Source organism: Pseudomonas sp., from assembly GCF_026224925.1.
Lineage (GTDB): Bacteria > Pseudomonadota > Gammaproteobacteria > Pseudomonadales > Pseudomonadaceae > Aquipseudomonas.
The window spans coordinates 1-25,150 of record NZ_JAMFRV010000768.1 but is presented as its reverse complement, the minus strand read 5'-3'; the positions used below and the strand labels follow the sequence as shown (position 1 = coordinate 25,150).

The window sequence follows — 25,150 nt, the reverse complement described above, 5'->3', positions numbered from 1 at the left end:
TTTGCTTGAGTTCAGTCAGGTTCATATAGGAATGACGTAATCATGTATGGGAGGGGGAATTAAGCTTTGGGCTTAATGAGGCCGCGCCGCAGAGAAAGCGACAGGATCGCGTACTTATTCGAAAGGAGAGCGTCGGCGACGGCTAGCAGGGGGCAATGGAGAAACCATTGCGGGGCCGAATGTAACACTGGACTTTGAGGGAGTCTAGTCCCTGCCCCATAAAAAACCCCGCTATTTGCGGGGCTTTAAGTGAATCAGATATTGCTGTCGAGAAATGCGGTCAGTTGCGACTTCGACAAAGCACCGACCTTGGTCGCGGCGACTTCACCGTTCTTGAACAACATCAAGGTCGGAATACCACGCACGCCATGCTTGGCCGGGGTTTCCTGGTTCTCGTCAATGTTCAGTTTGGCGATGGTCAGCTTGCCTTCATAGGTGCCGGCGATTTCGTCCAGTACCGGGGCAATCATCTTGCACGGGCCACACCATTCAGCCCAGTAATCAACAAGTACAGGGCCAGTAGCCTTGAGGACTTCGGATTCGAAGCTGGCGTCGCTGACGTGCTTAATAAGGTCGCTACTCATGGAAGGTCTCCGAGGTCGTAGGCAATAAATCGTGGCCCATCATAGCGGGACTACGCGCGTACAGGAAGCCAAGCGTGATTGACTCTTACTATGGTCCTGCATGAGTCAGGCAATAGCCACGCGCCTTGAAGTGACAGATCGAGCACAACCGCAGTGCATCGCCACGCGCCAAATTAGGGCGCCACATCCCACAAAGCATCACAGCCGCACTTATTCAGACCTTTGGATCCCGGCTATTACGTTGCTGCCAGGCGCTGGCATGCGCTGTGCACTGATATGGACATGCCTTTCGAACGACTCGGAGTCTTCCTATGAATAAGTGTTACAGCGCGCTACTCAGCGCCCTGTTTGCCAGCTTGATGCTCAGCCAGGCGCCGGCTCACGCCAACGGCCTTGATGACGTGATGAGCCGAGGCGTATTGAAGGTCGCTGTGCCTCAGGATTTCCCACCGTTCGGCTCGGTCGGCCCGGACATGAAGCCTCGCGGCCTGGACATTGATACCGCGCAACTGTTGGCGGATCAATTGAAGGTCAAACTGGTGCTGACCCCGGTCAACAGCACCAACCGCATTCCGTTTTTGACCACTGGCAAGGTTGATCTGGTGATTTCCAGCCTGGGCAAAAACCTCGACCGCGAAAAAGTCATCGACTTTTCGCGATCCTATGCGCCGTTCTACCTGGCCGTTTTCGGTCCTCCCGACGCACCTATCAAGGATTTGCCTGATTTGGTCGGCAAAACCATCAGCGTGACCCGAGGCGCGATTGAAGATATCGAGCTAACTAACGTGGCCCCGGAAGGCGTGACGATCAAGCGCTTTGAAGACAACAACTCAACCATCGCCGCCTACCTCGCAGGCCAAGTCGATCTGATCGCCAGCGGCAACGTGGTCATGGTCGCCATCAGCGAACGCAACCCCAAACGCATCCCTGCGCTCAAAGTGAAACTCAAGGATTCACCGGTGTATGTCGGGGTGAATAAAAATGAGCCCGAGCTGCTGGCCAAGGTCAACGAAATCCTGGCCACAGCCCTTACCGACGGTGCGCTGGAGAAAAACTCCCAAGCGTGGCTAAAACAACCGCTGCCGCCCGGCTTTTGATCGGGAGCGCCCGCCATGGCTTATCACTTTGATTTCGTACCGGTCCTGCAAAACGCGCATTTATTGCTGCGCGGGGCCTTGTTTACCCTTGAGTTGACCGCCATCGGCACGCTTTTCGGCATTAGCCTAGGCATTGTCGGCGCCGTATGCAGGGCGTGGAACATACGCCCGTTCTCGGCAATCTTCGGCGTTTACGTCGAGCTGATCCGCAATACGCCCTTTTTGGTGCAGCTATTTTTCATCTTCTTCGGCTTGCCATCGTTGGGCATACAGATTTCTGAGTGGCAGGCCGCGGTATTGGCGATGGTGGTCAATCTTGGGGCTTATTCAACCGAGATCATCCGCGCCGGCATTCAGGCCATCCAACGTGGCCAACTCGAAGCGGCGGCGGCGCTGGCCATGACCCGTGCCGAAGCCTTTCGGTATGTCGTGCTAATCCCCGCCTTGGGCAAAGTGTGGCCCGCGCTGACCAGCCAAATCATCATCGTCATGCTCGGCTCGGCAGTCTGCTCGCAGATCGCCACTGAAGAGCTGAGCTTCGCCGCCAACTTCATTCAATCGCGCAACTTCCGGGCCTTCGAAACGTACATCGTCACCACGCTGATCTATTTGGTCATGGCAGTGCTGATACGCCAGTTGCTGGCATGGGTCGGGCGCCGCTATATATCGAGGAATGGCTGATGGATTTCACTCTTTGGGACGTTGTGCGCAACCTGCTCATCGGCCTGCAATGGACCGTGGCGTTGTCGCTGGTGGCCTTTATCGGTGGCGGGGTCATTGGCCTGCTGGTGATGACCCTGCGCATTTCCACGCTGAGCGCTCCTCGCTGGCTGGCGCGGGTGTACATCGAGCTGTTTCAAGGCACACCGTTGTTGATGCAGTTGTTTCTGGTGTTCTTTGGCGTCGCGCTGCTGGGCATCGACATTTCGCCTTGGCTGGCCGCGTCGCTGGCCTTGACCCTATTCACCAGTGCGTACTTGGCAGAAATCTGGCGTGGCTGTGTGGAATCGATTGCCCATGGCCAGTGGGAAGCGTCAGCCAGCCTTGCGCTGTCACCGCTGGAGCAATTGCGTTATGTGATTCTGCCGCAGGCCATGCGCATCGCAGTGGCGCCGACAGTGGGATTCTCGGTGCAAGTGGTCAAGGGCACTGCCGTGACTTCGATTATTGGCTTCACCGAGCTCACCAAAACCGGCGGCATGCTGGCCAACGCAACCTTTCAACCGTTCATGGTCTACGGCTTCGTCGCCCTCGGCTACTTCCTGCTTTGCTACCCCTTGTCGCTCAGCGCCCGCTACCTGGAAAGGAGACTGCATGCCGCTGCTTAGAATTTCCGCCCTGCATAAATACTACGGCGATCATCACGTACTCAAAGGCATCGACCTAACCGTTGAAGAGGGCCAGGTGGTCGCGATCATCGGCCGCAGCGGCTCGGGCAAAAGTACCCTGCTGCGCACACTCAATGGCCTGGAATCGATCAACGACGGCGTGATTGAGGTTGATGGCGAATACCTCGATGCCGCCCGCGCCGACCTGCGCAGCTTGCGGCAAAAAGTCGGCATGGTGTTTCAGCAGTTCAATCTGTTCCCGCACTTGAGCGTTGGCGAAAACGTCATGCTCGCGCCACAGGTGGTGCAAAAAGCATCTAAAGCCAAGGCGGCTCAGCTTGCACGGCAGATGCTGGAGCGCGTCGGCCTGGGGGAAAAATTTGATGCATTCCCTGATCGCTTGTCCGGCGGCCAGCAACAGCGCGTGGCGATTGCTCGCGCATTGGCGATGTCACCCAAAGTGTTGCTGTGCGATGAGATCACCTCAGCACTGGACCCTGAACTGGTGAACGAAGTGCTCAGCGTCGTGCGCCAGTTGGCCAAGGACGGCATGACCCTGATCATGGTTACCCATGAAATGCGCTTTGCCCGGGAAGTCGGCGACAAACTGGTGTTCATGCACGAAGGCAAGGTTCACGAAACTGGCGATCCGAAAATTCTCTTCGCCAACCCGCGTACGCCGGAACTGGCGAATTTTATCGGGTCGGTAGAACACGGCGCCTGACCGGGCCTCTTCGCGAATGAATTCGCACACAGGTTTTTCGCCATAGATGTGGGACCGAACTCATTCGGGAAGAGCATCACGCGGACCGTCTGACACACCACTCACGACGCTTCGCGTTGGCGCCGGGGATGGATCGTGGCAGGATGACGGGGTTATCGACTGGAACCCTTTGATCATGCCTGCGTCCCCTACCAAAAATCTTTCATTGATCGCCGCTATCGACCTGGGCTCGAACAGCTTTCATATGGTCGTGGCCAAAGCGAATGCGGGCGAAATCCGCATTCTAGAGCGGCTCGGCGAGAAGGTTCAGTTGGCAGCAGGAATTACTGATGAGCGCCTCCTCACTGAAGAGTCCATGCAGCGGGGGCTTGACTGCCTCAAGCGATTTGCCCAACTGATCAACGGTATGGAGGGCGGCGCCGTACGGATCGTCGGCACCAACGCCCTGCGTGAAGCGCGTAATCGGGTGGATTTTATCCGTCGTGCCGAAGAGATTCTCGGCCACCCGGTAGAAGTCATCTCAGGCCGTGAAGAAGCCCGCCTGATTTACCTCGGCGTCTCACACACATTGGCTGACGCGCCCGGCAAACGGCTGGTGGCAGACATTGGTGGCGGCAGTACCGAATTTATTATCGGCCAGCGCTTCGAACCGCTGCTGCGTGAAAGCCTGCAAATGGGCTGTGTCAGCTTCACGCAGCGCTATTTCAAAGACGGCAAAGTCACTCCGGCACGCTACGCCCAGGCTTACACCGCAGCGCGCCTGGAGATCATGAGCATCGAGCATGCCCTGCACCGTCTTAGCTGGGATGAAGCGATTGGTTCATCCGGCACCATTCGCGCTATCGGTTTGGCCCTTAAAGCGGGCGGGCATGGCACTGGCGAGGTAAACGCCGAAGGCCTGGCCTGGCTCAAGCGCAAGATAATCAAACTCGGCGATGTCGATAAAATCGACTTCGACGGTATCAAGCCCGACCGCCGAGCAATTTTTCCGGCAGGCCTGGCGATTCTCGAAGCCATCTTTGACGCGCTGGAACTCAAGCGCATGGACCACTGTGAGGGCGCCCTGCGCGAAGGCGTGCTCTATGACCTAATGGGGCGCTATCAGCATGAAGACGTGCGTGAGCGCACGCTGAACTCGCTGATGGAGCGTTACCACGTCGACCTTGACCAAGCCGCACGGGTCGAGAAAAAAGCCCTGCACTCGCTTGAGCAAGTGGCCGTGGCGTGGGATCTGGAAGACGATTTATATCGAGAGTTGCTGCGCTGGGCCGCCAAGGTGCACGAAGTGGGTCTGGACATCGCCCACTATCACTACCACAAGCACGGTGCTTACCTGATCGAGCACTCGGACCTGGCCGGATTCTCCCGCGAAGACCAGCAAATGCTGGCGCTTCTGGTGCGAGGCCACCGACGGAACATTCCCAAAGACAAATTTGCCGATTTCGGCATAGAAGGCATCAAGCTGATTCGCCTGTGCGTATTGCTGCGCTTCGCGATTCTGTTCCACCACATTCGCGGCACCCAAGCGATGCCACAAGTGGTGTTGCATGCCAACGATCAAAGCCTTGATGTACTGTTTCCAGATGGCTGGCTGGAAAACAATCAACTGACTCAGGCCGACTTCGCGCTGGAAGCGGAGTGGTTGGCCCGCGTCGGTATCGTCTTCAGCGTACGCTAAGCAGCGGGCTGCTCAGGCGCTCCAGCAGCGTCGCCTGGGCACTGCGAGGGTTCTGGTTGCCGGTCGGCGTGCTGCGCGTGTAGCGGCCGTCCGAATGCAGAATCCATGCATGGGTGTTATCAGTCAGGTAACTTTCCAGCTCCTTCTTCACCCGCAGAATCAACTTCTTGCCCTCAACCGGGAAGCACGTCTCGACGCGCTTATCGAGGTTGCGCTCCATCCAGTCGGCGCTCGACAGATACATCTGCTCTTCGCCGCCATTGAGGAAGTAGAACACCCGTGTGTGTTCAAGGAAGCGACCGATGATCGAGCGCACGTGAATATTGTGCGATACACCGGCGATGCCTGGCCGCAGGCAGCACATGCCGCGCACGACCAAATCAATGCGCACGCCTGACTGACTGGCCTTATACAGAGCGCGGATGATCTTCGGATCGGTCAGCGAGTTGAACTTGGCAATGATGTGCGCCGGCTTGCCATCGAGCGCGAACTGCATCTCGCGGGCGATCATGTCGAGCATGCCTTTCTTCAGGGTGAACGGCGCATGCAGTAACTTCTTCATGCGCAACGTTTTACCCATACCGATCAACTGGCTGAACAATTTGCCGACGTCTTCACACAGCGCGTCGTCAGAGGTCAGTAGGCTGTAGTCGGTGTACAGGCGAGCGTTACCGGCGTGGTAGTTGCCGGTACCCAAGTGTGCGTACCTTACAATTTCACCGGCCTCTCGGCGCAGGATCAACATCATTTTGGCATGGGTCTTGAAGCCGACAACGCCGTAGATCACCACCGCACCGGCCGCTTGCAGACGGCTGGCCAGGAGCAGGTTGGACTCCTCATCGAACCGCGCTCGCAACTCGATCACCGCCGTGACTTCTTTGCCGTTACGTGCGGCATCGACCAAAGCATCAACGATTTCCGAGTTGGCGCCACTGCGGTACAGCGTCTGCCGAACGGCCAGTACATGCGGGTCTTTTGCAGCCTGACGCAGCAAATCAACGACGGGCGTAAAAGACTCGAACGGGTGCAACAGCAAAATATCCTGCTTGCTGATGACGTTGAAAATGTTTTCACTGTTCTGCAATAGCTTGGGAATTGCCGGCGTAAACGGCGTGTATTGCAGCTCTGGATGGCTGTCCAGGCTGGTGATGCTGAACAAACGCGTCAGGTTGACCGGACCGTTGACGCGGTACAGCTCAGTTTCACTGAGGTTGAACTGCTTCAACAAATAGTCAGCCAGGTGTTTCGGGCAGGTATCTGCCACCTCAAGGCGCACAGCATCACCGTAGCGGCGCGAGAACAACTCGCCACGCAGCGCGCGGGCCAAGTCTTCTACGTCTTCGGTGTCGACCGCCAAATCAGCATTTCGCGTCAGGCGGAACTGATAGCAGCCCTTGACCTTCATGCCTTGGAACAAGTCATCGGCGTGCGCGTGAATCATTGATGACAGGAATACGAAATTGTCCCCTGCGCCGCCGACCTCTTCGGGCACCTTGATGACCCGTGGCAACAACCGCGGTGCCGGGATGATCGCCAAACCGGAATCGCGACCGAAGGCATCAATGCCTTCCAGCTCAACGATGAAGTTCAGACTTTTGTTGACCAGCAACGGGAACGGGTGTGTCGGATCGAGGCCGATCGGGGTGATGATCGGGGCGATCTCGTCACGAAAATAGCGACGGACCCAGGCTTTGAGCTTGGCCGTCCAGTAACGACGACGAATGAAGCGGACCTGATGTTTTTCCAGCTCCGGCAGCAGAATGTCGTTGAGAATCGCGTATTGGCGATCAACGTGACCATGGACCAGCTCGCTGATCCTGGCCAAGGCCTGGTGCGGTTGCAAACCATCTGCGCCCGCTTGTTCACGGGCAAAAGTGATCTGCTTCTTCAAGCCGGCGACACGAATTTCGAAGAACTCATCGAGGTTGCTGGAAAAGATCAGCAGAAACTTCAGCCGCTCCAGCAATGGGTAAGACTCGTCCAGCGCCTGTTCCAGTACGCGAATGTTGAACTGCAGCTGCGACAGCTCGCGATGGATATACAGGCTGCTGTCGTCCAGGTTATGAACGACAGGATGCGGGACTGGCGCCGATACCGGCTCTGGAATCGGCACCACTTCGATGCTCTGCTCAACCACAGGCTGAGTGTCCTGAACGGCGATCTGAACAGCTTCTTCGGTGAGTCCTTCGGTATTCATGGGTGTTCCTGTTTGGGCTACTGCCCTTTTAGCAGTTGAGCGGCACGAACGGCAAAGTAAGTGAGAATGCCGTCGGCGCCTGCACGTTTGAAAGCGGTGAGGGATTCCAGTATCACCCCCTCACTCAGCCAGCCATTCTGGATCGCTGCCATGTGCATCGCGTATTCACCGCTGACCTGATAAACGAAGGTCGGCACTTTGAATTCTTCTTTGACCCGGAACAAAATATCCAGGTATGGCATGCCAGGTTTAACCATCACCATGTCTGCGCCTTCAGACAAGTCAGCAGCGACTTCGTGCAGCGCCTCGTTGCTATTGCCCGGGTCCATTTGATAGGACGCCTTGTTGGCTTTGCCCAGGTTCAGTGCAGAACCCACCGCATCGCGAAACGGACCGTAGTAGGCGCTGGCGTACTTGGCTGAATAAGCCATGATCCGCACGTTAACGTGATCAGCCAATTCCAGTGCTTCACGGATCGCCTGAATCCGACCGTCCATCATGTCAGAAGGCGCAACCACTTGAGCACCCGCAGCGGCGTGCGACAACGCTTGTTTGACCAGTGCGTCGACGGTGATGTCGTTCTGCACGTAGCCATCCTCATCAAGAATGCCATCCTGACCGTGCGTAGTGAACGGGTCCAGTGCAACATCAGTAATGACGCCTAGCTCCGGAAAGCGGTCACGCAGGGCGCGGGTGGCGCGCTGAGCAATACCTTCGGGGTTCCAGGCTTCCGCGCCATCAAGGGATTTTTTCTCAGGCGGCGTTACCGGGAACAAAGCCAACGCGGGAATGCCCAGCGCAACCCAAGCCTCAGCTTCTATCAGCAGCAAGTCGATGCTCAGACGCTCTACGCCAGGCATTGATGCGATTGTCTCGCGTCGGTTTTCGCCGTCGAGTACAAACACCGGGAGAATCAGATCATCGACGGTCAGAACATGTTCACGAACCAGACGACGGGAAAATTCGTCGCGGCGGTTACGTCGCAGGCGAGTTGAAGGAAACAAGCGGCTAGCGGGGGTAAAGCTCACGGCAAGACTCCTGAAGCCCGCGCAGGCGGGCAAGCGTGACAGTTATAAGCCGTCATTATGACCAATGTATGACAGCTCTGCCTAACCCTGCGACCGTGGGACGCAGCTGATGCCATTGTAGGAATTCTTCACGTCGAGACACATATCCACACTTTCCTGAATGGCTTCGGCGAGTTAGGCTGCGCGTTCATTTCGCCAGCATCCATATAATGCTCCAACATTTATTGCAGGAATTCGGCTACTTTGCCCTCTTTCTAGGAACCTTTTTTGAAGGTGAGACGATTCTTGTCCTCGCCGGCTTCCTTGCGTTCCGCGGATACATGGATATCAACCTGGTGGTGGTGGTCGCTTTCTTCGGAAGCTACGCCGGCGATCAGCTTTGGTATTTCCTGGGGCGAAAACACGGCCGCAAATTACTGGCGCGCAAACCACGCTGGCAGTTGTTGGGCGATAAGGCGCTGGAGCACATCCGCAGACACCCCGACATCTGGGTGCTGAGTTTCCGCTTTGTGTATGGCCTACGCACGGTCATGCCGGTGGCTATCGGCTTGTCGGGCTATCCACCTGGACGCTACTTATTGCTGAATGGTTTGGGTGCCGCCGTATGGGCGGCTGCACTGGGCGCCGCCGCGTATCACTTTGGTGCCCTGCTTGAGGGGTTGCTGGGCAACGTCAAGCGCTACGAGCTTTGGGTGCTGGGTGCCTTGCTAATCGTCGGCGGCGCATTGTGGTTACGTCGTCGGATCAAGGCTGCCCGTGTCGCGAAAAAACTTGAATCATCCAAGCGCGAAGCCGAAATGGCCGAGATCAAAAACTCGCCAGATGAATGAACTGTCTCCGCGCGCACTACAATCCGTATGCGCTCAGCAACACGTCAGCCAATAACGCCCCAGCGAGTCCGCCGCTCACAATATTCACGCCTAGCCCTTAGCGGCACGCCCCAAAGAATGAACACTACGCCGTAGTTACGATCCATCTAAGATTCGCTCTGGTTCGCAAAACTCTATGGCAGCGAATGACAAATTAGTGGACATTTAACGACATTCTTCAAGCCCATTTTTCTGGAGTCACTTGGCGCAGGACCACCCAACCTGCGCTATGAACGGGAGCAAAGGCGATGCAAAAGAAAGTGGCGGTCATTCTTTCCGGATGCGGTGTTCAGGACGGTGCGGAAATTCACGAAAGCGTTCTTACCTTACTGCGCCTGGATCAACGCGGTGTAGAGGTGCAATGTTTCGCGCCCAATATCGCGCAGCATCATGTGATCAACCACCTGACTGGCGAGGAGATGCCCGAGTCGCGCAACGTCCTGGTCGAGTCAGCGCGTATCGCCCGTGGCGCGATCAAGGATATTCGTGAGGCCGACGCCGACGAGTTTGATGCGTTGATCATTCCGGGTGGATTTGGCGCAGCAAAAAATCTATCCAACTTCGCCGTGGAAGGTGCCAATTGCAGCGTTCAAACGGAGCTTCTGGCGCTGGCGGAGGCATTTGCCGAATCAGGTAAACCGGTGGGGTTGATCTGCGTGTCCCCTGCCCTTGCTGCCAAAATCTATGGCCCTGGCGTTACTTGCACGGTTGGCAATGATGCGGCCACGGCGAAAGCCATCAACAAAATGGGCGGCACTCATCAGGAATGCACAGTGGGAGATATCGTCGAGGACCGGGCACGAAAACTGGTCAGCACCCCGGCGTATATGATCGCCCAGTCGATAAGCGAAGCCGCGTCGGGGATCAACAAGCTGGTAGACCGTGTAATCGAGCTGATGCAGGACCGTGAAGTGGCGGCGTGAATTCGCTCCCAAGACTCCTACAGAGGATTTGTGTCGGGCCTAGATTCTGGGAAACTCACGCGCCAGGCGGGTAAGTATTCTGTCCAGCGCATTGGCGAATGCTTGTTTCTCACGATCACCATGGGGGGCTTGGCCGCCGCTCATTTGGCCCTGATCGCGCAGGTCCGTAAACAGGTTACGAACCGCCAAACGCTCGCCCATGTTCTGCGGATCAAACTCGCGACCGCGAGGGTCTAGAGCCGCAATCCCCTTCTTGATCAACCGATCCGCCAATGGCACGTCACTACAAATCACCAGATCGCCAGGCACTGAGTGCTCGACCAGATAGTCGTCGGCTGCATCTGGCCCACTGGGAACCACGATCAATTTAACGAGGCTGTAGTTGGGTTTGATCTGGCTTTGTCCCGCCACCAGCAGCACCTCGAACTGACGCTTCAGGGCGAATTTGATGACTTGGTCCTTCGCTGGCCGAGGACAAGCGTCGGCATCTATCCAAACGCGCATAGGACAGCTCCAAAAGGATGCAGGATTATGTTTGGCGCCAAAAAAGCCATCACATAATGCCAATTAGCCATTGTTTTGCTACTACTCAAGCTTATACTCCGCCCCGCATTAAATCGCTCATCTAATCGGCGCTCTCCGCCGGCTGTCGACTTTCAGGGATAGAAGAACTCATGGCATTTCGTCCAATGACTGCGCTTGCGTTAGTTGCAGTAACGCAACTGGCAGGTTGCGCCGCCTTTCGCAGCTACGATACAGAACTGAAAGAAACCAACCAACAGTTAGCCACCGGCAATGTTGATGGTGCGCTATTGACCCTGGAAAAAAACAACACCGGCGAAGATAAAGACCTGCTTTATTACTTCGAAAAAGGTGAGTTGCTCCAATCCAAAGGCGACTTCGCTGGCAGCCAGACTGCGTGGCATGCTGCCGACCGAGTGGTATTGGCTTGGGAAGATTCGGTCAAGCTGGACACTGATAAGTACCTCAGCCAGTTCGGCAGTTATCTGGTCAATGACAAAGTCCGGCGCTACGAAGGCTACGATTACGAAAAAGTCATGCTGACCACGCAGATGGCCCTGAATCTGCTGGCGCAAAACGATTTTGAAGACGCGCGCACCGAGATCAAGAAGACCCACGAACGTGAGGCTGTGATCGCCGGGTTGCGCGACAAGGAATACCTCAAAAGCGAACAGGATGCCCAAAACCGTGGCGTCAAAACCGAATTCAAAGACCTTAAGGGTTATCCGGTAGAAAGCTTGAATGCACCGGACGTCATTGGCCTGAAAAACAGCTACCAGAGCGCGTTCAGTCATTACCTATCAGGTTTCGTTTACGAAGCGCTTGGCGAGCGAGGCCTAGCCGCGCCGGGTTATCGTCAGGCCGCCGAACTGCGCCCTGATACGCCTCTGCTCAACCAAGCGCTATTGAATCTCGACAACGCTGGCGCCGGCACTGACAGCGATGTACTGATCGTCGTGCAGAGCGGTTTTGCTCCGGCCCGTGACTCCATTCGGATCCCATTGCCGCTACCCATCAACAACAATATTGTGATAACCGCGTTGTCTTTTCCGGTGATTAAACCGGATCTTTCGACTGCTGCGTTTAGCCAAATCGGATTGGATGGCCAGCCGCTCAACCTGACGCTACTCAACAGCACCACCGCAATGTCACGCCGCGCATTACGCGACGACATGCCGGGCATCATTTTGCGCACCTCTGTGCGCGCAATTACCCGCAGCGTGGCTCAGGCTCAACTGAACAAAGCCAATCCAATGGCCGGCCTGGTACTGGGTATTGCTTCAGCCGTTACCGAAGGCGCTGACACCCGTACTTGGCGCACCCTGCCCGATACCACTCAAGTTGCCCGCCTGCGCATGAAACAAGGTGAACACCAACTAAGCCTGCCTTCGGCTCAGGGTGGCCGACACGTTCAGATCAACGTTGATCGGCGCTACCAAGTCATCACCGTGCGGGTGATCGGCAATCAAGTTTACGCCACCGGCGTCGCCTCCCATGTCGTGCCATCAGACGTGCCACAAGCACTGGCCAGCATCAAACAACCTTAAACGGAGCGCATCTATGCGTATCAAAATTTTTGGCCTGATGGGCTTTGCCCTGCTGGTCGGCTGCGTCACACCACCACCGCCACCTGCGCCGGGCAGCGCCGCTAGCAAAGTGGTCGCGATGGGCACATTGAAGAATGTCGAAATCGGCGCAATGCGTGTTGCCCGAGAAAACGGCTTTTTGACCGTCAAAGCCGCACTGAGCAACACCAGCAGCAGTAACACGACCTTGTACTACCGCTTCGCTTGGCTCGGTAACGACGGCTTCCCGGTTGCCGATGAAGAGACGTGGAAAAGCCAGACATTGTACGGTTCGCAGACCAGCTTTCTGGCAAGCATTGCACCTGTGCCAAGGGCCACTGACTTTCGTATCGAAGTGAAAACGCCTTAACCAACCCTTCCTATTTAGTTCGATTATTCAAGAGAGTCCCAAGATGCTTTTCGCACGCTTTTCACTGGTCGTACTGGTTGCCTTATTGGTGGGTGGCTGTGCATCTAATTCCCCGGTCCTCGGCGGAAAAAATATCAGCTACGGCGATACCAAGGCTGTGGAGTTGGTCACCAATGAGTTTGGTTCGACTGACCTGCAAACCATCGCTGAAACCATGACCCGCTCCTTGGCTCAGTCCGGCATCTTGCAAGGCCGCCCGGTGGTTCAGGTGTACGACGTTAAAAACAAGACCAGCGAGTACATCGATACCCGTGAGATCACCACGTCGATCAAGACTCAATTGATGAAAACCGGCACTGCCCGCTTTGCTAGCGACAACACCGATATGCAAAGTCAGGTAGATCAACTCAAGCTGCAAAATCAGAGCGGTTTGTATAAAGCGTCGACCGTCAATAAGACCGGCAACATGATCGCGGCCAAATATCGCCTTGAAGGGTCGATCAGCTCGATCGTCAAGCGCAGCAGCGACGTTAAAGACGTGTTTTACAAGTTCAGCCTGCAATTGATCGATGTCGATAGCGGCTTGGCTGAATGGATGGACGAAAAAGAAATCCGCAAAACAACGGAGCGTTGAACAATGCGTGCATGGATCGGTATTCTCGGGCTGATGTGCGCCGTCGGCGTGCAGGCGGCGCCAAAAATCGCAGTCACTGACCTGGCATTCGAACAGCGTGTGGAGCAATACATTCACACTGTTTCAGCGCAAACCAATATCCAGGCAAACGCGTATCAGGCAAGTGCTTCGGCGACTTACAACGAATACGAAAGCCGCACCAGTTACATCGAACAGGGAGAGCTGCGTAAATTCAGCGGCGACATCAAGGGCGAGATTCTCAAGTCCGGGATGTTCCAGCTGGTGCAGGGCACGCCTTACACCGCCAAGTCCCGTGAAGACGTCTATGACGTGATCAAGCGGATCAAGAGCGGCAACTTCAAAGGCGCGGACTTCGTACTATTCGGCACGGTATCGGACATCGACTTCCGTCAGGACGTGTCTGCGATTGCCAATACCGACAGCCATTCGGCGGTCATGGGCCTGACACTGGTAAGCAGCTTCAGCTTGATCAATACCCGCACCTTCGAGATCACGTCGGCGTTCACCGCGATGGGTGAGGGTCAGGACACTAAACTGGTAAACGGCTATGACCAGCACGTCTCGCTTAACCGGGGCCGCGTGGTCCGGGACGTGTCGAAATCAATTGGCGAAGACGTTGCACGCCAATTGAAAGAACAGTTAGTAGGCTTTAACGGTGGCAGCGATACAGCATTGCCGCGCAATAACCTGCCCCGTGATGAGGCGCCGACGATATTGCGCTGATGACACTGAGGCGTTTCGGCAAATGAATTCGCTCCCCGCAACGGGGAGCGTCTGGATCAATCCGCAGCGCGATGGATTGTGGCCAGAAACGCAGCGGCGCCAACGAACAGTCCTGCGAACGTGCGGTTCATCTGGCGCTGCTGTTTAGGCGTGCGCAGCAAGCGCAGTACGCGTGAGGCGAGCCCGGTATAACCGGCCATGACTGTCAGGTCGACCGCGACCATGGTCAGGGCAATGATCAGGTATTGAGCCAGTAAGGGCTGCAGCGGATTGATGAACTGCGGCAGAATAGCCAGCATGAACACTAACGCTTTCGGGTTGCTGATGTTCACCAGAAACCCGCGCATGATCAGGCTTAAAGGCCGACCAATCGGACGTACCGCGTCGTGATCAGCCATGTCGATGGCCAGCGCGCGCCACTGTTTGACCGCGAGATACACCAGATAAAGTACACCGAACCATTTGATCAGGCTGAACGCCAAAGCCGAGGTGGCAAGCACAGCGCCCAGGCCCGCCGCGACGATGGCGATTTGTAGCACCAAGGCAATTTGTAAACCGAGAGCGTTCCAGTAACCGCGCCAGAAGCCGTAGCGTAATCCGCATGACATCGACGCAATTGCACCCGCGCCTGGGGACAGGCTGATCACCCAACAAGCAGCAAAGAACGCCAGCCATGTTTCAAGCAACATCATTCACCTCGGCAGTTATGAAGAAAGCGCTTCCAACTCGGCCTGCATGCTTTCCAGTAACTCTAGCGCTTCCATCCAGGTTTCTTCCAGCTCGGCTTCCCGAATTTTCAGTTTCGCCTGATCGGCCAGCAAGTCGCGCAGCTTGTCTTTGTTCGCCGCTTCATAGTTCGTGCTGTCAGCCAAAGCGGCTTCGACCGTGGACAGTTTCTCATGCAGCGTGCCCAGGTCACGTTCGAGCTTGTCAGCCTCGCGCTTGTGCGGTGCCAACTGTTGACGCAAAGCCGCCGCCTGTTGGCGCTGAGCCTTTTTGTCGGTTTTATCGGGGTTGACCGGCGTGTTGCTGACCGGCGCATTGCGCAGACGATAATCCACTAGCCAGCGTGCATAGTCTTCGAGGTCGCCATCGAAGGGTTGCACTTGGCCGTCAGCCACCAACAGAAAATCGTCGGTGGTGCTTTTCAGCAAGTGTCGATCGTGAGAGACCACCAGTACGGCACCACTGAACTCCTGAAGGGCCATGGTCAGTGCCAGGCGCATCTCCAAGTCCAAGTGGTTGGTGGGCTCATCGAGCAGCAGCAGGTTCGGCTTGCCCCAAGCAATCAACGATAACGCCAGTCGAGCTTTTTCGCCGCCGGAGAAGTTCAGCACCGGCTCGTCCAGACGTGGACCACGGAAGTCGAAGCCGCCGAGGAAGTCACGCAACGTCTGTTCGCGTTCTGTCGGCGCTATACGTTGCAGGTGCAACAACGGGCTGGCTTTGGAATCAAGGGAGTCCAACTGATGCTGAGCAAAATAGCCCACAACCAGGTTTTCACCACGCACCAACCGACCACTCAATGGCTCAAGCTCACCGGCGAGGTTTTTAATCAGCGTCGATTTACCCGCACCGTTGGGACCCAGCAAGCCGATTCGGGCGCCGGGGGTAAGTTGTAATTTGACCTTCTCCAGAACAGCTCTTTCGCCGTAGCCTAAACGCGCATCGGACATATCGAGCAGCGGGCTGGAAATTTTATCGGATTCACGGAAGGTGAAGTCGAACGGCGAGTCAACGTGGGCAGCCGACAATTCTTCCATGCGCTCAAGCGCTTTCATCCGGCTTTGTGCCTGACGAGCCTTGGTGGCCTGGGCCCTGAAGCGCGCAATAAACTTTTCCATGTGCGCGCGGGCCACTTGCTGCTTGTCGTACGCCTGTTGTTGCTGGGCCATGCGCTCGGCACGGGCACGCTCGAAAGCGCTGTAGCCGCCACGATAAAGAATGATTTTTTTCTGTTCGACGTGGGCGATGTGATCGACCACCGCATCGAGGAAATCCCTGTCGTGGGAAATCAGTAGCAAGGTGCCGGTGTAGCTCTTGAGCCAATCCTCAAGCCATAGAATGGCGTCGAGGTCCAAGTGGTTGGTGGGCTCATCGAGCAACAACAGGTCCGACGGACACATGAGTGCCTGCGCCAGGTTCAGACGCATCCGCCAGCCACCGGAGAAATCTCCGACCTGTCGGTCCATCTGTTCGTTGGTGAAGCCCAGACCAGCGAGCAATTTGCGCGCTCGGGCGTCCGCTGTGTAGCCGTCAGCGCCATCCAGCTCTGCGTGGAAGCGTGCTTGAGCGGCGCCGTCGTGCGCCTCTTCTGCGGCGGCCAGGTCGCTCTGTGCTTGACGCAGACGCAAGTCTCCGTCGAGGACATAATCCACGGCCAGGCGCTCGAGCGTCTCGATCTCCTGACGCATGTGCGCGATCCGCCAATCGGCTGGCAGCAGACAGTCGCCAGAATCGGGGGTCAGCTCACCTCGCATCAAGGCGAACAGGCTGGATTTGCCGGCGCCATTGGCGCCGATCAGGCCGGCTTTATGGCCGGCGTGCAGCATTAACTCGGCGTCTTCTAGCAGACGTTGCGGGCCACGCTGTAAAGTCAGGTTTTGAAGTCGAATCATAATGGCGGCGGAGTCTACCAGCTTCGTCCGAAACAAGTAGATGACTATGCCTTCTGATCTGTGGAATTTTACCTTGTGTATCTATGCCCAACCGGGTGTAGAGGGGGCGTGTCTGCGCCTGCAAGCCAGCGGGGCCAACGTTTGCACGTTGCTGTGCGGCGCGTGGCTGGGACATCGCAAGGTGCTTTGCAGCCCGGAGCGTTTGCGCGAAATCAGACAATTGGCTGCGCCCTGGTACGACGACGTGGTGCAACCACTCAGGGCAATTCGGATACGGTGGCGCGATACGGCCGCTGATGACGTCGAATTGAAGGCCTTTCGCGAACAAGTAAAGAGGTTGGAACTGGAAGCCGAACGCACTTTGTTGTCGCGGCTTGAGACGCTGACACAGGATTGGTCAGTGGGCGTTTCGCAGGATGTGATGGCGTGGCTGGAAGGACTTGCCGCCGATGCTGCCCAAGAGAACCGCGACGCGCTGCAGGTGCTGCGCGTCGCGGCGAACCAAGCTTAAGAAACGCTGGCTGGAGTAGCGGGTGTCGCAGGTGTTGGCGCAGAAGCCACTGGAGCCGACGCCGCTGGGGCGGTTGCAGTCGGCGCGGTGGACACTGGCGGTGTTGCAGGCTTAGCGACCGGCTTGGCGGCGGCCGGCTTTGCAGCAACCGGTTTTGCAACAGTCGGTTTTGCAACAGCAGGCTTAGCGGCGACAGGCTTTGCCGCTGGCTTAACTGGCGCGGGTTTAGCAACTGCTTTTGCCGCAGCAGGTTTAGCTGCTGGCTTGGCGACCGCTTTTGCCGCAACCGGTTTAGCGGCGGGCTTGGCAGCAGCAACTTTAACCGGTGCTTTAGCAGCAGGTGCTTTAGGCGCTGCTTTTACAGCAGGTTTAGCCGCTGGCTTTGCAGCAGCGGCCGGTTTCGCAGCAGCTACTTTAGCCGGAGCTTTGGTTGCTGTTTTGGCGGCGACAGGCTTCGCAGCAGGTTTTGCAGCACTCGCAGCGGCAGGCGCTTTCGAAGCAGCTTTCACCGCGGGCTTGGCAGCGGCAGGTTTTGCAGCCGGCTTGGCAACAACAGGGGCTTTGGCGGCCGTTTTAGCCGGAGCCTTCACCGCAGCAACTTTAGCCGGAGCCTTGGCAGCAACAACTGGCGCAGGCGCTTTGACTGCTACCGGCTTCGCAGCACGCGAGCTCAAGGTTTTGCCTACGGCTTCTTTAACACGACCAATACCCTGGGCCAATTTCAGGCTTTCCTGGGCGTCGCGCTTGAGCTGCAGAATGTAGGTGCGGGTTTCAGTCTGACGAGACTTGAGAGCGTCCAGCAGCTCTTCTAGTTCGGACACGCCTGCTTTAGCTTTAGCTTGTGCCTTGGCTTTTCCGGCGGTGGCGGCATCTTGCAATTTGATGCGGGAATTGTGCAGTTTTTCTTGCGCTTTGCCGCGTTGCTTTTCCAATTTCGCGAGCAGTTTTTCTGCGTCGGTCATTGCTTGAGAGCAGGCGTTTTCCAAATGTTCGAGCAGGCTTGTTGAAAGCTGTTGGAGCAAGTGCAACGGGGTATTTACTGGCTTCTTTTTCGCCGACATGACTGACCTCCTGGCTGGCTGGATAGGGGCTCATACTAGACCTCTGAATGAAGCGCCGCTAGGTGATGTTGACAGTTACATTAAGCCTTCGTTTACATGCCGGCCGAACAGATTAAAAGCAGTACCAATGACAGCATGGAGAAATACCCATTCAAGCAGGCAGCGTTACGCCGACAGCACTGGCATAATCGCCGCTCCCCAGGCTGGAGTGCACCATGTCACGCTACCTATTAATGTCTCTGTTTTTTCTGATACCGCTCGCCCAAGCCGCCGAAACTGCCGCCCCCGCGAGCGACCACGACCTTGCTTACAGTTTGGGAGCAAGCCTCGGCCAGCGACTGCGTCAGGAAGTTCCTGACCTACAGATTCAGGCATTGATCGATGGCTTGCAGCAGGCCTACCAAGGCAAACCGCTGGCGCTCAAAGATGAACGCATCGAGCAGATCCTCAGGGACCACGATGCTGCGGTGACGCAGTCCGAGGATACGCCGCCGCCTGAACCGCAAAGCGAAGCGGCAATGAGCGCCGAGCAGCATTTCTTGAACACGGAAAAAGCCAAGCCGGGGGTGAAGGTATTGGCGGACGGCGTGCTGATGACCGAGTTGACACCGGGCACAGGTCCAAAACCCACCGCATCAGACCGGGTACAAGTACGTTATGTCGGTCGATTACCGGACGGAACAATTTTCGATCAAAACACCCAGCCACAATGGTTTCGCCTCGACAGTGTGATCGCGGGGTGGACGAGTGCGCTGCAAGGGATGCCGGTCGGTGCGAAATGGCGCTTGGTGATTCCTTCCGCCCAGGCTTATGGCGCAGAAGGTGCGGGCGACCTTATCGACCCGTACACGCCGCTGGTATTCGAAATTGAATTGATAGCAGTGGGTCAGTAAGCGCCAGGAATAACGCCCGGCCGGGGCGCGGGGAGCGCACCCGGAGGCATTGTTCAGACTCAGGCCTGGACGGCGTCTGATGTCTTGTGGGAATTGTGCAGCACTTCAATCAGGCAGTCTTCGAGTTCGAAACGTTCGTGCAGCATGCTGCCAAGCTTCTTGAACTCTGCAGCAACGATCGTAACGTCTGAACAATCACCCTTGTCGCAACGGTCATTGAATGCCAACGCAAACTCTGTAATGACATCGATACGCGGGTAGATTTGCTTGGCCAGCTCAAGGCCACGCTCATCTTCGAAAGCCTTCGCTTCACTGGTCAGCTGTTCATAAACTTCGAAATGCCCCGCCGACACATAATCGACCAACACTCCGCAAAATTTTTGAAGGCCCTCGCGGTCGGCTGCCAACGCTTGCGGCGTGTCACCAAGAGCATCGTAGACCCGCACAAGTTCGTTACGATCTTCAAGCCAACGGTCAATCAGCTTATGGACCCCACCCCAGCGCTCCTGAGCATTCTTGCAACTTTCCAGCATGATGTTCTCTCTTCCCTTCAGGGTCATGCGGCTCTGTACCGCTCCCAGACTTCTAATACGCTCTCGATGAGAGGCGGGTCTGATGAAACCGCAAAAACAGCCTATGTCCGATAACGCGTGCGGACCAGATTATGCCCGCACACCAACCCCATCAAGGTACGCAGGAGAGAAAGTTCATACAAGTGTTTAATCTTGGCGGACTTAGGCATCCGGTTTTTTGTGGTCCAGGCCGACGGGGTCACGCCGAAACAACTGGTTAGCCGCAATAAGGATCAGGCCAGAAAAAGCCAGGAGGCTCCATTCGGGGACACTCATCCCAAGCATTGACCAGTTGATCTCACCGCAATTGATGCCTCCGGCGAACAGCCGCGATATAACTTGGCTGATGGCCCGCGCTTCAAATAAATACTCGATGCCAGGCATACACGAAAACGACTCTTCGGCCGGTAGAGCCTGCAACCAGACGTGACGTCCCGCCGTTACGGCACCAGCGATGGCAAAGAGCAGCATCATCGAAGAATAGATCCGCCAGACGACTGCACCGGGGGCGTGCAGATACGCAATCAACGAAACGACCCCGACGGCAACCACGAAGATGCGCTGCAAAATGCACAAAGCACAGGGCCTCAACCCCGCCTCGTACTCCAGATACAGCGCCGCACTGATAACGAGCGCACAGGCAATGAATGCCAACAAAAAAAGGGGGCGCGAGCGGGCCAGATGCATGGCAGATCCGTTACAGAATGCGAAGTCAGCTACGTTAGTGGAAAGCAGGTGACCGTTTCAAGACTGCAACAGGCGGATACTTAAGCAATGCTGTAGGCCTCTAATGACGTAGCCGGTAGGCCTTTTCCTGAACGAGACCCGATCGCTCTCTTCGGCCACAGACTGATAGGAATCATCCTACAAATTGGGGATTGGAAGAGTGCCCAGCAAGGTTTGGCAGGCGACTGTCCCTGCCTTCTCCTTGCCTATTTACGCCCGACTCAACGCAGGGAGTGGCCGAGCCAGCAAGCGCTCATCAAGTAGCCCCAGACCTTCCTGGAACAACTGATTACTGCGCTCGGTTTCACCCAGTTGCGCCAACAGTCGCGCCAGCTCCGCGCAGGCTTCTGGGTTACGCTGCAAACGTAAGCTGTCTTCCAGGTAATCCCGCGCTTTGCCCCACAAACTGCTTTGCAGGCACAGACGACCAAGCGTCAACAGCAGGCTTGGGTCGGCAGGATGGTGCTTGAGCCATCCCTCGGCTGTTTGCAATTGCCGTGCGGGATCACTGCCACGCAGTAATCCGTAGAAGCGCGCCAAATGGCTGTTGTAATCGCGCTTGAGAGCCCCTCGCAATACTTCTTCGGCTTCAGCGTCGGCGCCCATTTGGCGCAATTGCTCGGCATACGCAAGGACCAAGGGAGGTTCCTGTCGCTGTGCCGATGAAAGCTGTTGCCAAGCTTTGTTGAGCGATTGCAGGCCCACTTCACCCTCCTGCTCACTGTGCGCAGCGAGTGTCAGGTTCTCACCCCACGCCCGGCGCTCTAGCTCAGCCAGCTCTGCTGCCGGCAATACCTTGCCCTTGCGTAGCTCAGGCATCAAGCGGATCAGCGTCGCCCAATCGCCCTGCTGCTGATACAGGCGCTGCAGTTGACGCAACACCTGCGGGTTATGTGGATGGCGCCCTTGCATGGCCTCCAGCGTTGCCTGCGCACCCTCACGGTCACCGCGATCGAGCTGCAGCTGTGCATGGTTCAACGCAATCGCCAGTTCGGCGTGCGGCTGACGCTCCAGAGCGCGTTCGAGCAAGCTGTCGCTGTCCTCGTAACGCCCCAATTCGTTGGCCGCGCGCGCCGCACCAAGGTAGTACAGCAATGGCTGCCGTTCGGCCTCGGCGGCGCGTTGCAAATGGCGCTGAGCATGAGCCCAGCGACCCTCGGCGAGGTCCAACTGGCCTTGTTCGATGGCTTGCTGCACGCGACGGCTGCGATTACGGCGCGACCATGGGTTAACCACCCCACCGGACGTGGTCAAAAGGCCCAGCAGGGCCCGAATCACGAACACCACCAGCCAAATCACCAGCAACAGTCCCAGCGTCGCCCACAGACTCGATTCATAACGGAAGTTTTGGTAAGCGATTAGCACGTAGCCCGTATGTTCGGAAACGGCGACGCCAATCAGTGCCGCGACGACAATGACCGCAAACAGGATCAGGTACATGCGTTTCATGGGCTGGTCTCCTGCTTGACTTGCGCGGCAGGCTTGTCTGCAGCCAGGTGCCGACGCTCAAGGTAGGCCTGCACCGAACTCAAACTTTGTGCCAAATCAGGCGTCATCACCGACACCGGCTGAGTGCTCAGCGCTTGCAGGCGCCCGTCCAGCTCTTTGCTTTGCGGATTTTCGTTGTTGAAGTTGTTTTGCAGGACGTTGCGCGCTTCGGCCAATGCCTGGACATAAACCTTAGGCTCGCCATTCAATGCGGCCCACTGCGCTTGTTCCAACGCAAGACTCAAGGCCAGCCGAACTTGGGTCAGGCTCTGCCCAGCCAGCAGCGGACGAATATTTTTGTCGGCATTAAAGTCGATGCGGATGTAATGCGATATCTCATCCCACCACTGCGCCCAACGACTGTCGCTGGCGTCTCCGGGAGCCGTCAGACCGAGCAGCGAGTCACCTTTATCTTTGTATTCCGGCGCCAGAGAGTTGAGCTGAAGAGTCTGATCACGCAAGGCCGCCAACTGCAGGAACAACCCGGTCCGGTCCGGCTGCTCGACGCTGCGCAAGGCGGCCAGGCTTTTGGCCAACTGCTCACGCGCGGAAAACGAACCGGGATCGTCCTGCTCTTGCAGAATCTGATCCGCACCCTGAACCAGTGCCAGTGCGCTGTTGATATCCTGTAGCGCCGACAAACGCAGGCTGGCCAGGCGCAGCAGATGCTCGGCCTCAGCCAAACGCCAATCCTGGCGGCTAGCGCCGAGCACGGTTTCCAGGCGTTCGCTCAACCGCTGCTGATCGCCCTGAAGCTGCGCCACCAACCGTCGACGATCTTCCAGCTCAGACGCCTGAGGCAACTGCGCCAACCGCGCAGCCAATTGCTGCTCGCTTTGCTTGAGTGCCTGAGTTTGCGTACCGATATCCTGCAACTGCGCCGATTGCTGCTGACGGCCAGCTTCGAGGCTGCGCACCTGCCATACCCCCCATCCGCCAACTGCAACGCCAGCGGCGCCCAACAGCAAGGCCAGGATCACCAGACCGCTGCCACGATTCTTCGACGCGTTTTTCGGCGGTGGCGCAGACGGCTCGATCACCGGATCAACTTGTTCTTTTGGCAAGATTGTTTCGCTCACGTATCCATCCTTTGCATTAGGGCGCGTATCAGATTCTACAATGACTCGATCTGAGCGAGCTCATCGTCACGGCGCCTAGAGGGCGGGTTCGGGATATGCCCGTAACGCCGCCAGCAAAGCCGTGGCATTAGCGCCACGGCAATCCAAAACTGTCTGTGCCCCCGCCGCTTTCGCCATCTCGGCGACTCGGGGGCTCGGTACAAATAACGGTAGCTGTGCTATTTCCGGCCAAGCATCACCCGCCAGCAACCGAAGATGCTCAAAACCCTGTCCACTGCTGACCACCACACCGTTCAAGCGTTCCGCTTCGATCCTGCGTGATAGCTCTGACGCGGCATACTGCGGCAACGTGCGCCGATAGAGGGGAAGATAATCGACACTAGCACCGAGTTCGCGTAGCCGCTCAGCCAGCAACTCTCGGCCGTCTTCACCGCGCATAATCAAGACACGCGTTCCAGGCCGAGCCAAGGCGTCCCGCAGCGGCGCTAATTCGAGCAAGGCTTCGCTGTCGTCACCGCCCGCGGGGTAGGCAACGCTCAGGCCATAATCTTCAAGGATTTGCGCAGTCGCAGCACCGACGCTGAACCACTGTTGAACGGGCGGTTGCGGCCAGATCTCGTCGATCAACGCCAGCCCCAGACGCGCAGCCGGCTTACTGACGACGATCACAACCGCATAGAGGTCCAGATCGAAAATCATCGAGCGCTGCGCACCGGTAATCGTCAACGGCTCGATGTCCAGCAACGGCAAACTGCTGCTGTAGACACCAACGTCATTCAATACCGTCGCCAGCGCGGCCGACTCTTGCGCAGGCCGCGTCAGCAGCAGCCGCCAAGCTGTCACTCTTCGCCTGCCTCGCCATACACCTTCTGCAAAATCGCCTGCGCACCTTGAGCCAGCAGCGCGTCGGCAACCTGTATGCCCAACGCTTCAGGATTGGTACGTGGGCCGCGGGCGTCAGCGCTGAGCAACAGGCCACCCTCTGGATCACCGACCATCCCGCGCAGCCAGATTTGCTCGCCTTCAAGCACGGCGTAACAGGCGATCGGCACTTGGCAGCCGCCGTTAAGATGCTTGTTCAGCGCGCGCTCGGCCGTCACCCGCACCGAGGTGTCGGCGTGATTGAGTGGCGCGAGCAAGGTTTGAATTTCAGTATCGGCGGTGCGGCATTCGATCGCCACCGCGCCTTGACCACCTGACGGCAGACCGTCTTCGATGCTGATCGCGGCAGTAATGCGCCCTTCGAAGCCCAATCGGATCAAGCCAGCAGCAGCAAGAATGATTGCGTCGTACTCGCCCGCATCCAGTTTCGCCAACCGGGTATTGACGTTACCTCGCAAGAAGCGAATCTGCAGATCAGGGCGCCGCGCCAACAACTGCGCCTGGCGTCGCAAGCTCGACGTACCGACAATGCTGCCCGCCGGCAGTAAGTCCAGGCTGGCAAAAGCGTTGGACACAAAGGCGTCACGGGCGTCTTCGCGCTCGCAAATGCAATACAGGCCAAGCCCCAGGGGGAAGTCCATTGGCACGTCTTTCATCGAGTGCACAGCGATATCGGCGACGTCTTCAAGCATGGCTGTTTCCAGCTCTTTGACGAATAACCCCTTGCCACCAATTTTTGACAAGGGCGAGTCCAGCAGCTTGTCACCGCGACTGACCATAGGCACGAGCGTCACGATCAAACCCGGGTGGAATTCTTCCAGGCGTGTTTTGACGTATTCGGCCTGCCATAGGGCCAACGCACTTCTGCGGGTAGCAATGCGAACTTCGCGAGTGGACATGGATCAATCCGTACTTGAATAGATGCGACGGATAATAACAGTTGTCGGTGCAGTCTCGCCTGCGTCAGCTTGAAGCGGTGAGACGTACAGATTGATATCCGCCCCCACCGAGCAGGAAAAATCCTGTGGGAGCGAATTCATTCGCGAATAAGCCGACC

Annotated in this window: 26 protein-coding genes; 13 read left to right on the top strand and 13 right to left on the bottom strand. The window is 57.0% G+C overall.

Going from position 1 to position 25,150, the window contains the following annotated elements; translation table 11 throughout:
* Positions 1 to 254 precede the first annotated feature (254 nt).
* Complete coding sequence (trxA, locus tag M0974_RS32190; RefSeq protein ID WP_297846236.1) at positions 255 to 584, bottom strand: thioredoxin TrxA; 330 nt, start codon at positions 582 to 584, stop codon at positions 255 to 257.
* Positions 585 to 895: 311 nt separating this feature from the next.
* Here trxA and M0974_RS32185 point away from each other — a divergent pair, with 311 nt between their 5' ends.
* The 5 genes from M0974_RS32185 to ppx all read left to right on the top strand — a co-directional run bounded on the left by M0974_RS32185 (position 896) and on the right by ppx (position 5,411).
* Positions 896 to 1,681, top strand: coding sequence for a transporter substrate-binding domain-containing protein (locus M0974_RS32185; RefSeq protein WP_297846234.1), 786 nt, complete (start codon positions 896 to 898; stop codon positions 1,679 to 1,681).
* 15 nt (positions 1,682 to 1,696) lie between these two features.
* Complete coding sequence (locus M0974_RS32180) at positions 1,697 to 2,362, top strand: amino acid ABC transporter permease (RefSeq protein ID WP_297846233.1); 666 nt, start codon at positions 1,697 to 1,699, stop codon at positions 2,360 to 2,362.
* Positions 2,359 to 3,009: an amino acid ABC transporter permease gene (locus M0974_RS32175; RefSeq protein ID WP_297846244.1), complete on the top strand. Its 651-nt coding sequence runs from the start codon at positions 2,359 to 2,361 to the stop codon at positions 3,007 to 3,009. The genes M0974_RS32180 and M0974_RS32175 overlap by 4 nt, the downstream gene beginning before the upstream one ends.
* A complete protein-coding gene (locus M0974_RS32170) occupies positions 2,996 to 3,733 on the top strand; it encodes an amino acid ABC transporter ATP-binding protein (protein ID WP_297846230.1) in 738 nt (245 codons plus the stop codon). The genes M0974_RS32175 and M0974_RS32170 overlap by 14 nt, the downstream gene beginning before the upstream one ends.
* Positions 3,734 to 3,908: 175 nt before the next feature.
* A complete protein-coding gene (gene ppx, locus M0974_RS32165; RefSeq protein WP_297846228.1) occupies positions 3,909 to 5,411 on the top strand; it encodes an exopolyphosphatase in 1,503 nt (500 codons plus the stop codon).
* Here the strand turns inward: ppx and ppk1 are convergent.
* Positions 5,398 to 7,608: a polyphosphate kinase 1 gene (ppk1, locus tag M0974_RS32160; protein ID WP_297846227.1), complete on the bottom strand. Its 2,211-nt coding sequence runs from the start codon at positions 7,606 to 7,608 to the stop codon at positions 5,398 to 5,400. The two genes, ppx and ppk1, sit on opposite strands and share 14 nt — an antisense overlap.
* Before the next feature lie 17 nt (positions 7,609 to 7,625).
* A complete protein-coding gene (hemB, locus tag M0974_RS32155; protein WP_297846225.1) occupies positions 7,626 to 8,636 on the bottom strand; it encodes a porphobilinogen synthase in 1,011 nt (336 codons plus the stop codon).
* 206 nt (positions 8,637 to 8,842) lie between these two features.
* Between hemB and M0974_RS32150 the strand changes: the two genes are divergently transcribed.
* Together M0974_RS32150 and elbB are read left to right on the top strand one after the other, a co-directional pair.
* Positions 8,843 to 9,466, top strand: coding sequence for a DedA family protein (locus M0974_RS32150; protein WP_297846243.1), 624 nt, complete (start codon positions 8,843 to 8,845; stop codon positions 9,464 to 9,466).
* A 287-nt stretch (positions 9,467 to 9,753) separates the two neighbouring features.
* Positions 9,754 to 10,428 (top strand): isoprenoid biosynthesis glyoxalase ElbB, encoded by a 675-nt coding sequence (gene elbB / locus M0974_RS32145; protein WP_297846224.1) that lies wholly within the window; start codon positions 9,754 to 9,756, stop codon positions 10,426 to 10,428.
* A gap of 39 nt (positions 10,429 to 10,467) precedes the next feature.
* Here elbB and M0974_RS32140 read toward each other — a convergent pair whose 3' ends face one another.
* A complete protein-coding gene (locus M0974_RS32140) occupies positions 10,468 to 10,932 on the bottom strand; it encodes a YaiI/YqxD family protein (RefSeq protein ID WP_297846222.1) in 465 nt (154 codons plus the stop codon).
* A 170-nt stretch (positions 10,933 to 11,102) separates the two neighbouring features.
* Between M0974_RS32140 and M0974_RS32135 the strand changes: the two genes are divergently transcribed.
* From M0974_RS32135 to M0974_RS32120, 4 genes are read left to right on the top strand one after another with little or no spacing between them, the layout of a single operon-like run.
* Positions 11,103 to 12,497 carry a hypothetical protein gene (locus tag M0974_RS32135; RefSeq protein WP_297846220.1) on the top strand — a complete coding sequence of 465 codons (1,395 nt, stop codon included), beginning with the start codon at positions 11,103 to 11,105 and terminating at the stop codon, positions 12,495 to 12,497.
* 13 nt (positions 12,498 to 12,510) lie between these two features.
* Complete coding sequence (locus M0974_RS32130; protein WP_297846218.1) at positions 12,511 to 12,885, top strand: YcfL family protein; 375 nt, start codon at positions 12,511 to 12,513, stop codon at positions 12,883 to 12,885.
* Between the two features lie 43 nt (positions 12,886 to 12,928).
* On the top strand, positions 12,929 to 13,519 hold the full coding sequence (gene lpoB / locus M0974_RS32125) for a penicillin-binding protein activator LpoB (RefSeq protein ID WP_297846216.1): 591 nt from the start codon (positions 12,929 to 12,931) through the stop codon (positions 13,517 to 13,519).
* 3 nt (positions 13,520 to 13,522) lie between these two features.
* A complete protein-coding gene (locus M0974_RS32120; protein WP_297846214.1) occupies positions 13,523 to 14,263 on the top strand; it encodes a penicillin-binding protein activator LpoB in 741 nt (246 codons plus the stop codon).
* A 56-nt stretch (positions 14,264 to 14,319) separates the two neighbouring features.
* On the opposite strand, the gene M0974_RS32115 is transcribed toward M0974_RS32120, so the two are convergent.
* A complete protein-coding gene (locus tag M0974_RS32115; RefSeq protein WP_297846241.1) occupies positions 14,320 to 14,952 on the bottom strand; it encodes a LysE family transporter in 633 nt (210 codons plus the stop codon).
* Positions 14,953 to 14,967: 15 nt separating this feature from the next.
* Positions 14,968 to 16,881 (bottom strand): ribosomal protection-like ABC-F family protein, encoded by a 1,914-nt coding sequence (gene abc-f / locus M0974_RS32110; protein WP_297846210.1) that lies wholly within the window; start codon positions 16,879 to 16,881, stop codon positions 14,968 to 14,970.
* Between the two features lie 46 nt (positions 16,882 to 16,927).
* Between abc-f and M0974_RS32105 the strand changes: the two genes are divergently transcribed.
* Positions 16,928 to 17,392 carry a TIGR02444 family protein gene (locus tag M0974_RS32105; protein ID WP_297846239.1) on the top strand — a complete coding sequence of 155 codons (465 nt, stop codon included), beginning with the start codon at positions 16,928 to 16,930 and terminating at the stop codon, positions 17,390 to 17,392.
* Here M0974_RS32105 and M0974_RS32100 read toward each other — a convergent pair.
* Positions 17,389 to 18,453: an AlgP family protein gene (locus M0974_RS32100; protein ID WP_297846209.1), complete on the bottom strand. Its 1,065-nt coding sequence runs from the start codon at positions 18,451 to 18,453 to the stop codon at positions 17,389 to 17,391. The genes M0974_RS32105 and M0974_RS32100 overlap by 4 nt on opposite strands.
* Before the next feature lie 215 nt (positions 18,454 to 18,668).
* Between M0974_RS32100 and M0974_RS32095 the strand changes: the two genes are divergently transcribed.
* Positions 18,669 to 19,346: an FKBP-type peptidyl-prolyl cis-trans isomerase gene (locus M0974_RS32095; protein WP_297846208.1), complete on the top strand. Its 678-nt coding sequence runs from the start codon at positions 18,669 to 18,671 to the stop codon at positions 19,344 to 19,346.
* 59 nt (positions 19,347 to 19,405) lie between these two features.
* On the opposite strand, the gene rsd is transcribed toward M0974_RS32095, so the two are convergent.
* The 6 genes from rsd to hemC all read right to left on the bottom strand — a co-directional run bounded on the left by rsd (position 19,406) and on the right by hemC (position 24,992).
* On the bottom strand, positions 19,406 to 19,879 hold the full coding sequence (rsd, locus tag M0974_RS32090) for a sigma D regulator (protein ID WP_297846237.1): 474 nt from the start codon (positions 19,877 to 19,879) through the stop codon (positions 19,406 to 19,408).
* Between the two features lie 201 nt (positions 19,880 to 20,080).
* On the bottom strand, positions 20,081 to 20,605 hold the full coding sequence (locus tag M0974_RS32085; protein WP_297846206.1) for a disulfide bond formation protein B: 525 nt from the start codon (positions 20,603 to 20,605) through the stop codon (positions 20,081 to 20,083).
* Positions 20,606 to 20,854: 249 nt separating this feature from the next.
* The gene (locus M0974_RS32080) at positions 20,855 to 22,093 is read right to left on the bottom strand and encodes a heme biosynthesis protein HemY (RefSeq protein WP_297846204.1); all 1,239 of its coding nucleotides are present in this window, start codon (positions 22,091 to 22,093) and stop codon (positions 20,855 to 20,857) included.
* Positions 22,090 to 23,211, bottom strand: coding sequence for a uroporphyrinogen-III C-methyltransferase (locus M0974_RS32075; RefSeq protein ID WP_297846202.1), 1,122 nt, complete (start codon positions 23,209 to 23,211; stop codon positions 22,090 to 22,092). The genes M0974_RS32080 and M0974_RS32075 overlap by 4 nt, the downstream gene beginning before the upstream one ends.
* A gap of 75 nt (positions 23,212 to 23,286) precedes the next feature.
* Positions 23,287 to 24,054 (bottom strand): uroporphyrinogen-III synthase, encoded by a 768-nt coding sequence (locus M0974_RS32070; RefSeq protein ID WP_297846201.1) that lies wholly within the window; start codon positions 24,052 to 24,054, stop codon positions 23,287 to 23,289.
* Entirely contained in the window at positions 24,051 to 24,992 is a 942-nt protein-coding gene (gene hemC / locus M0974_RS32065; RefSeq protein WP_297846199.1) for a hydroxymethylbilane synthase, read from the bottom strand. Before hemC ends, M0974_RS32070 begins: the two co-directional genes overlap by 4 nt.
* Positions 24,993 to 25,150 lie beyond the last annotated feature (158 nt).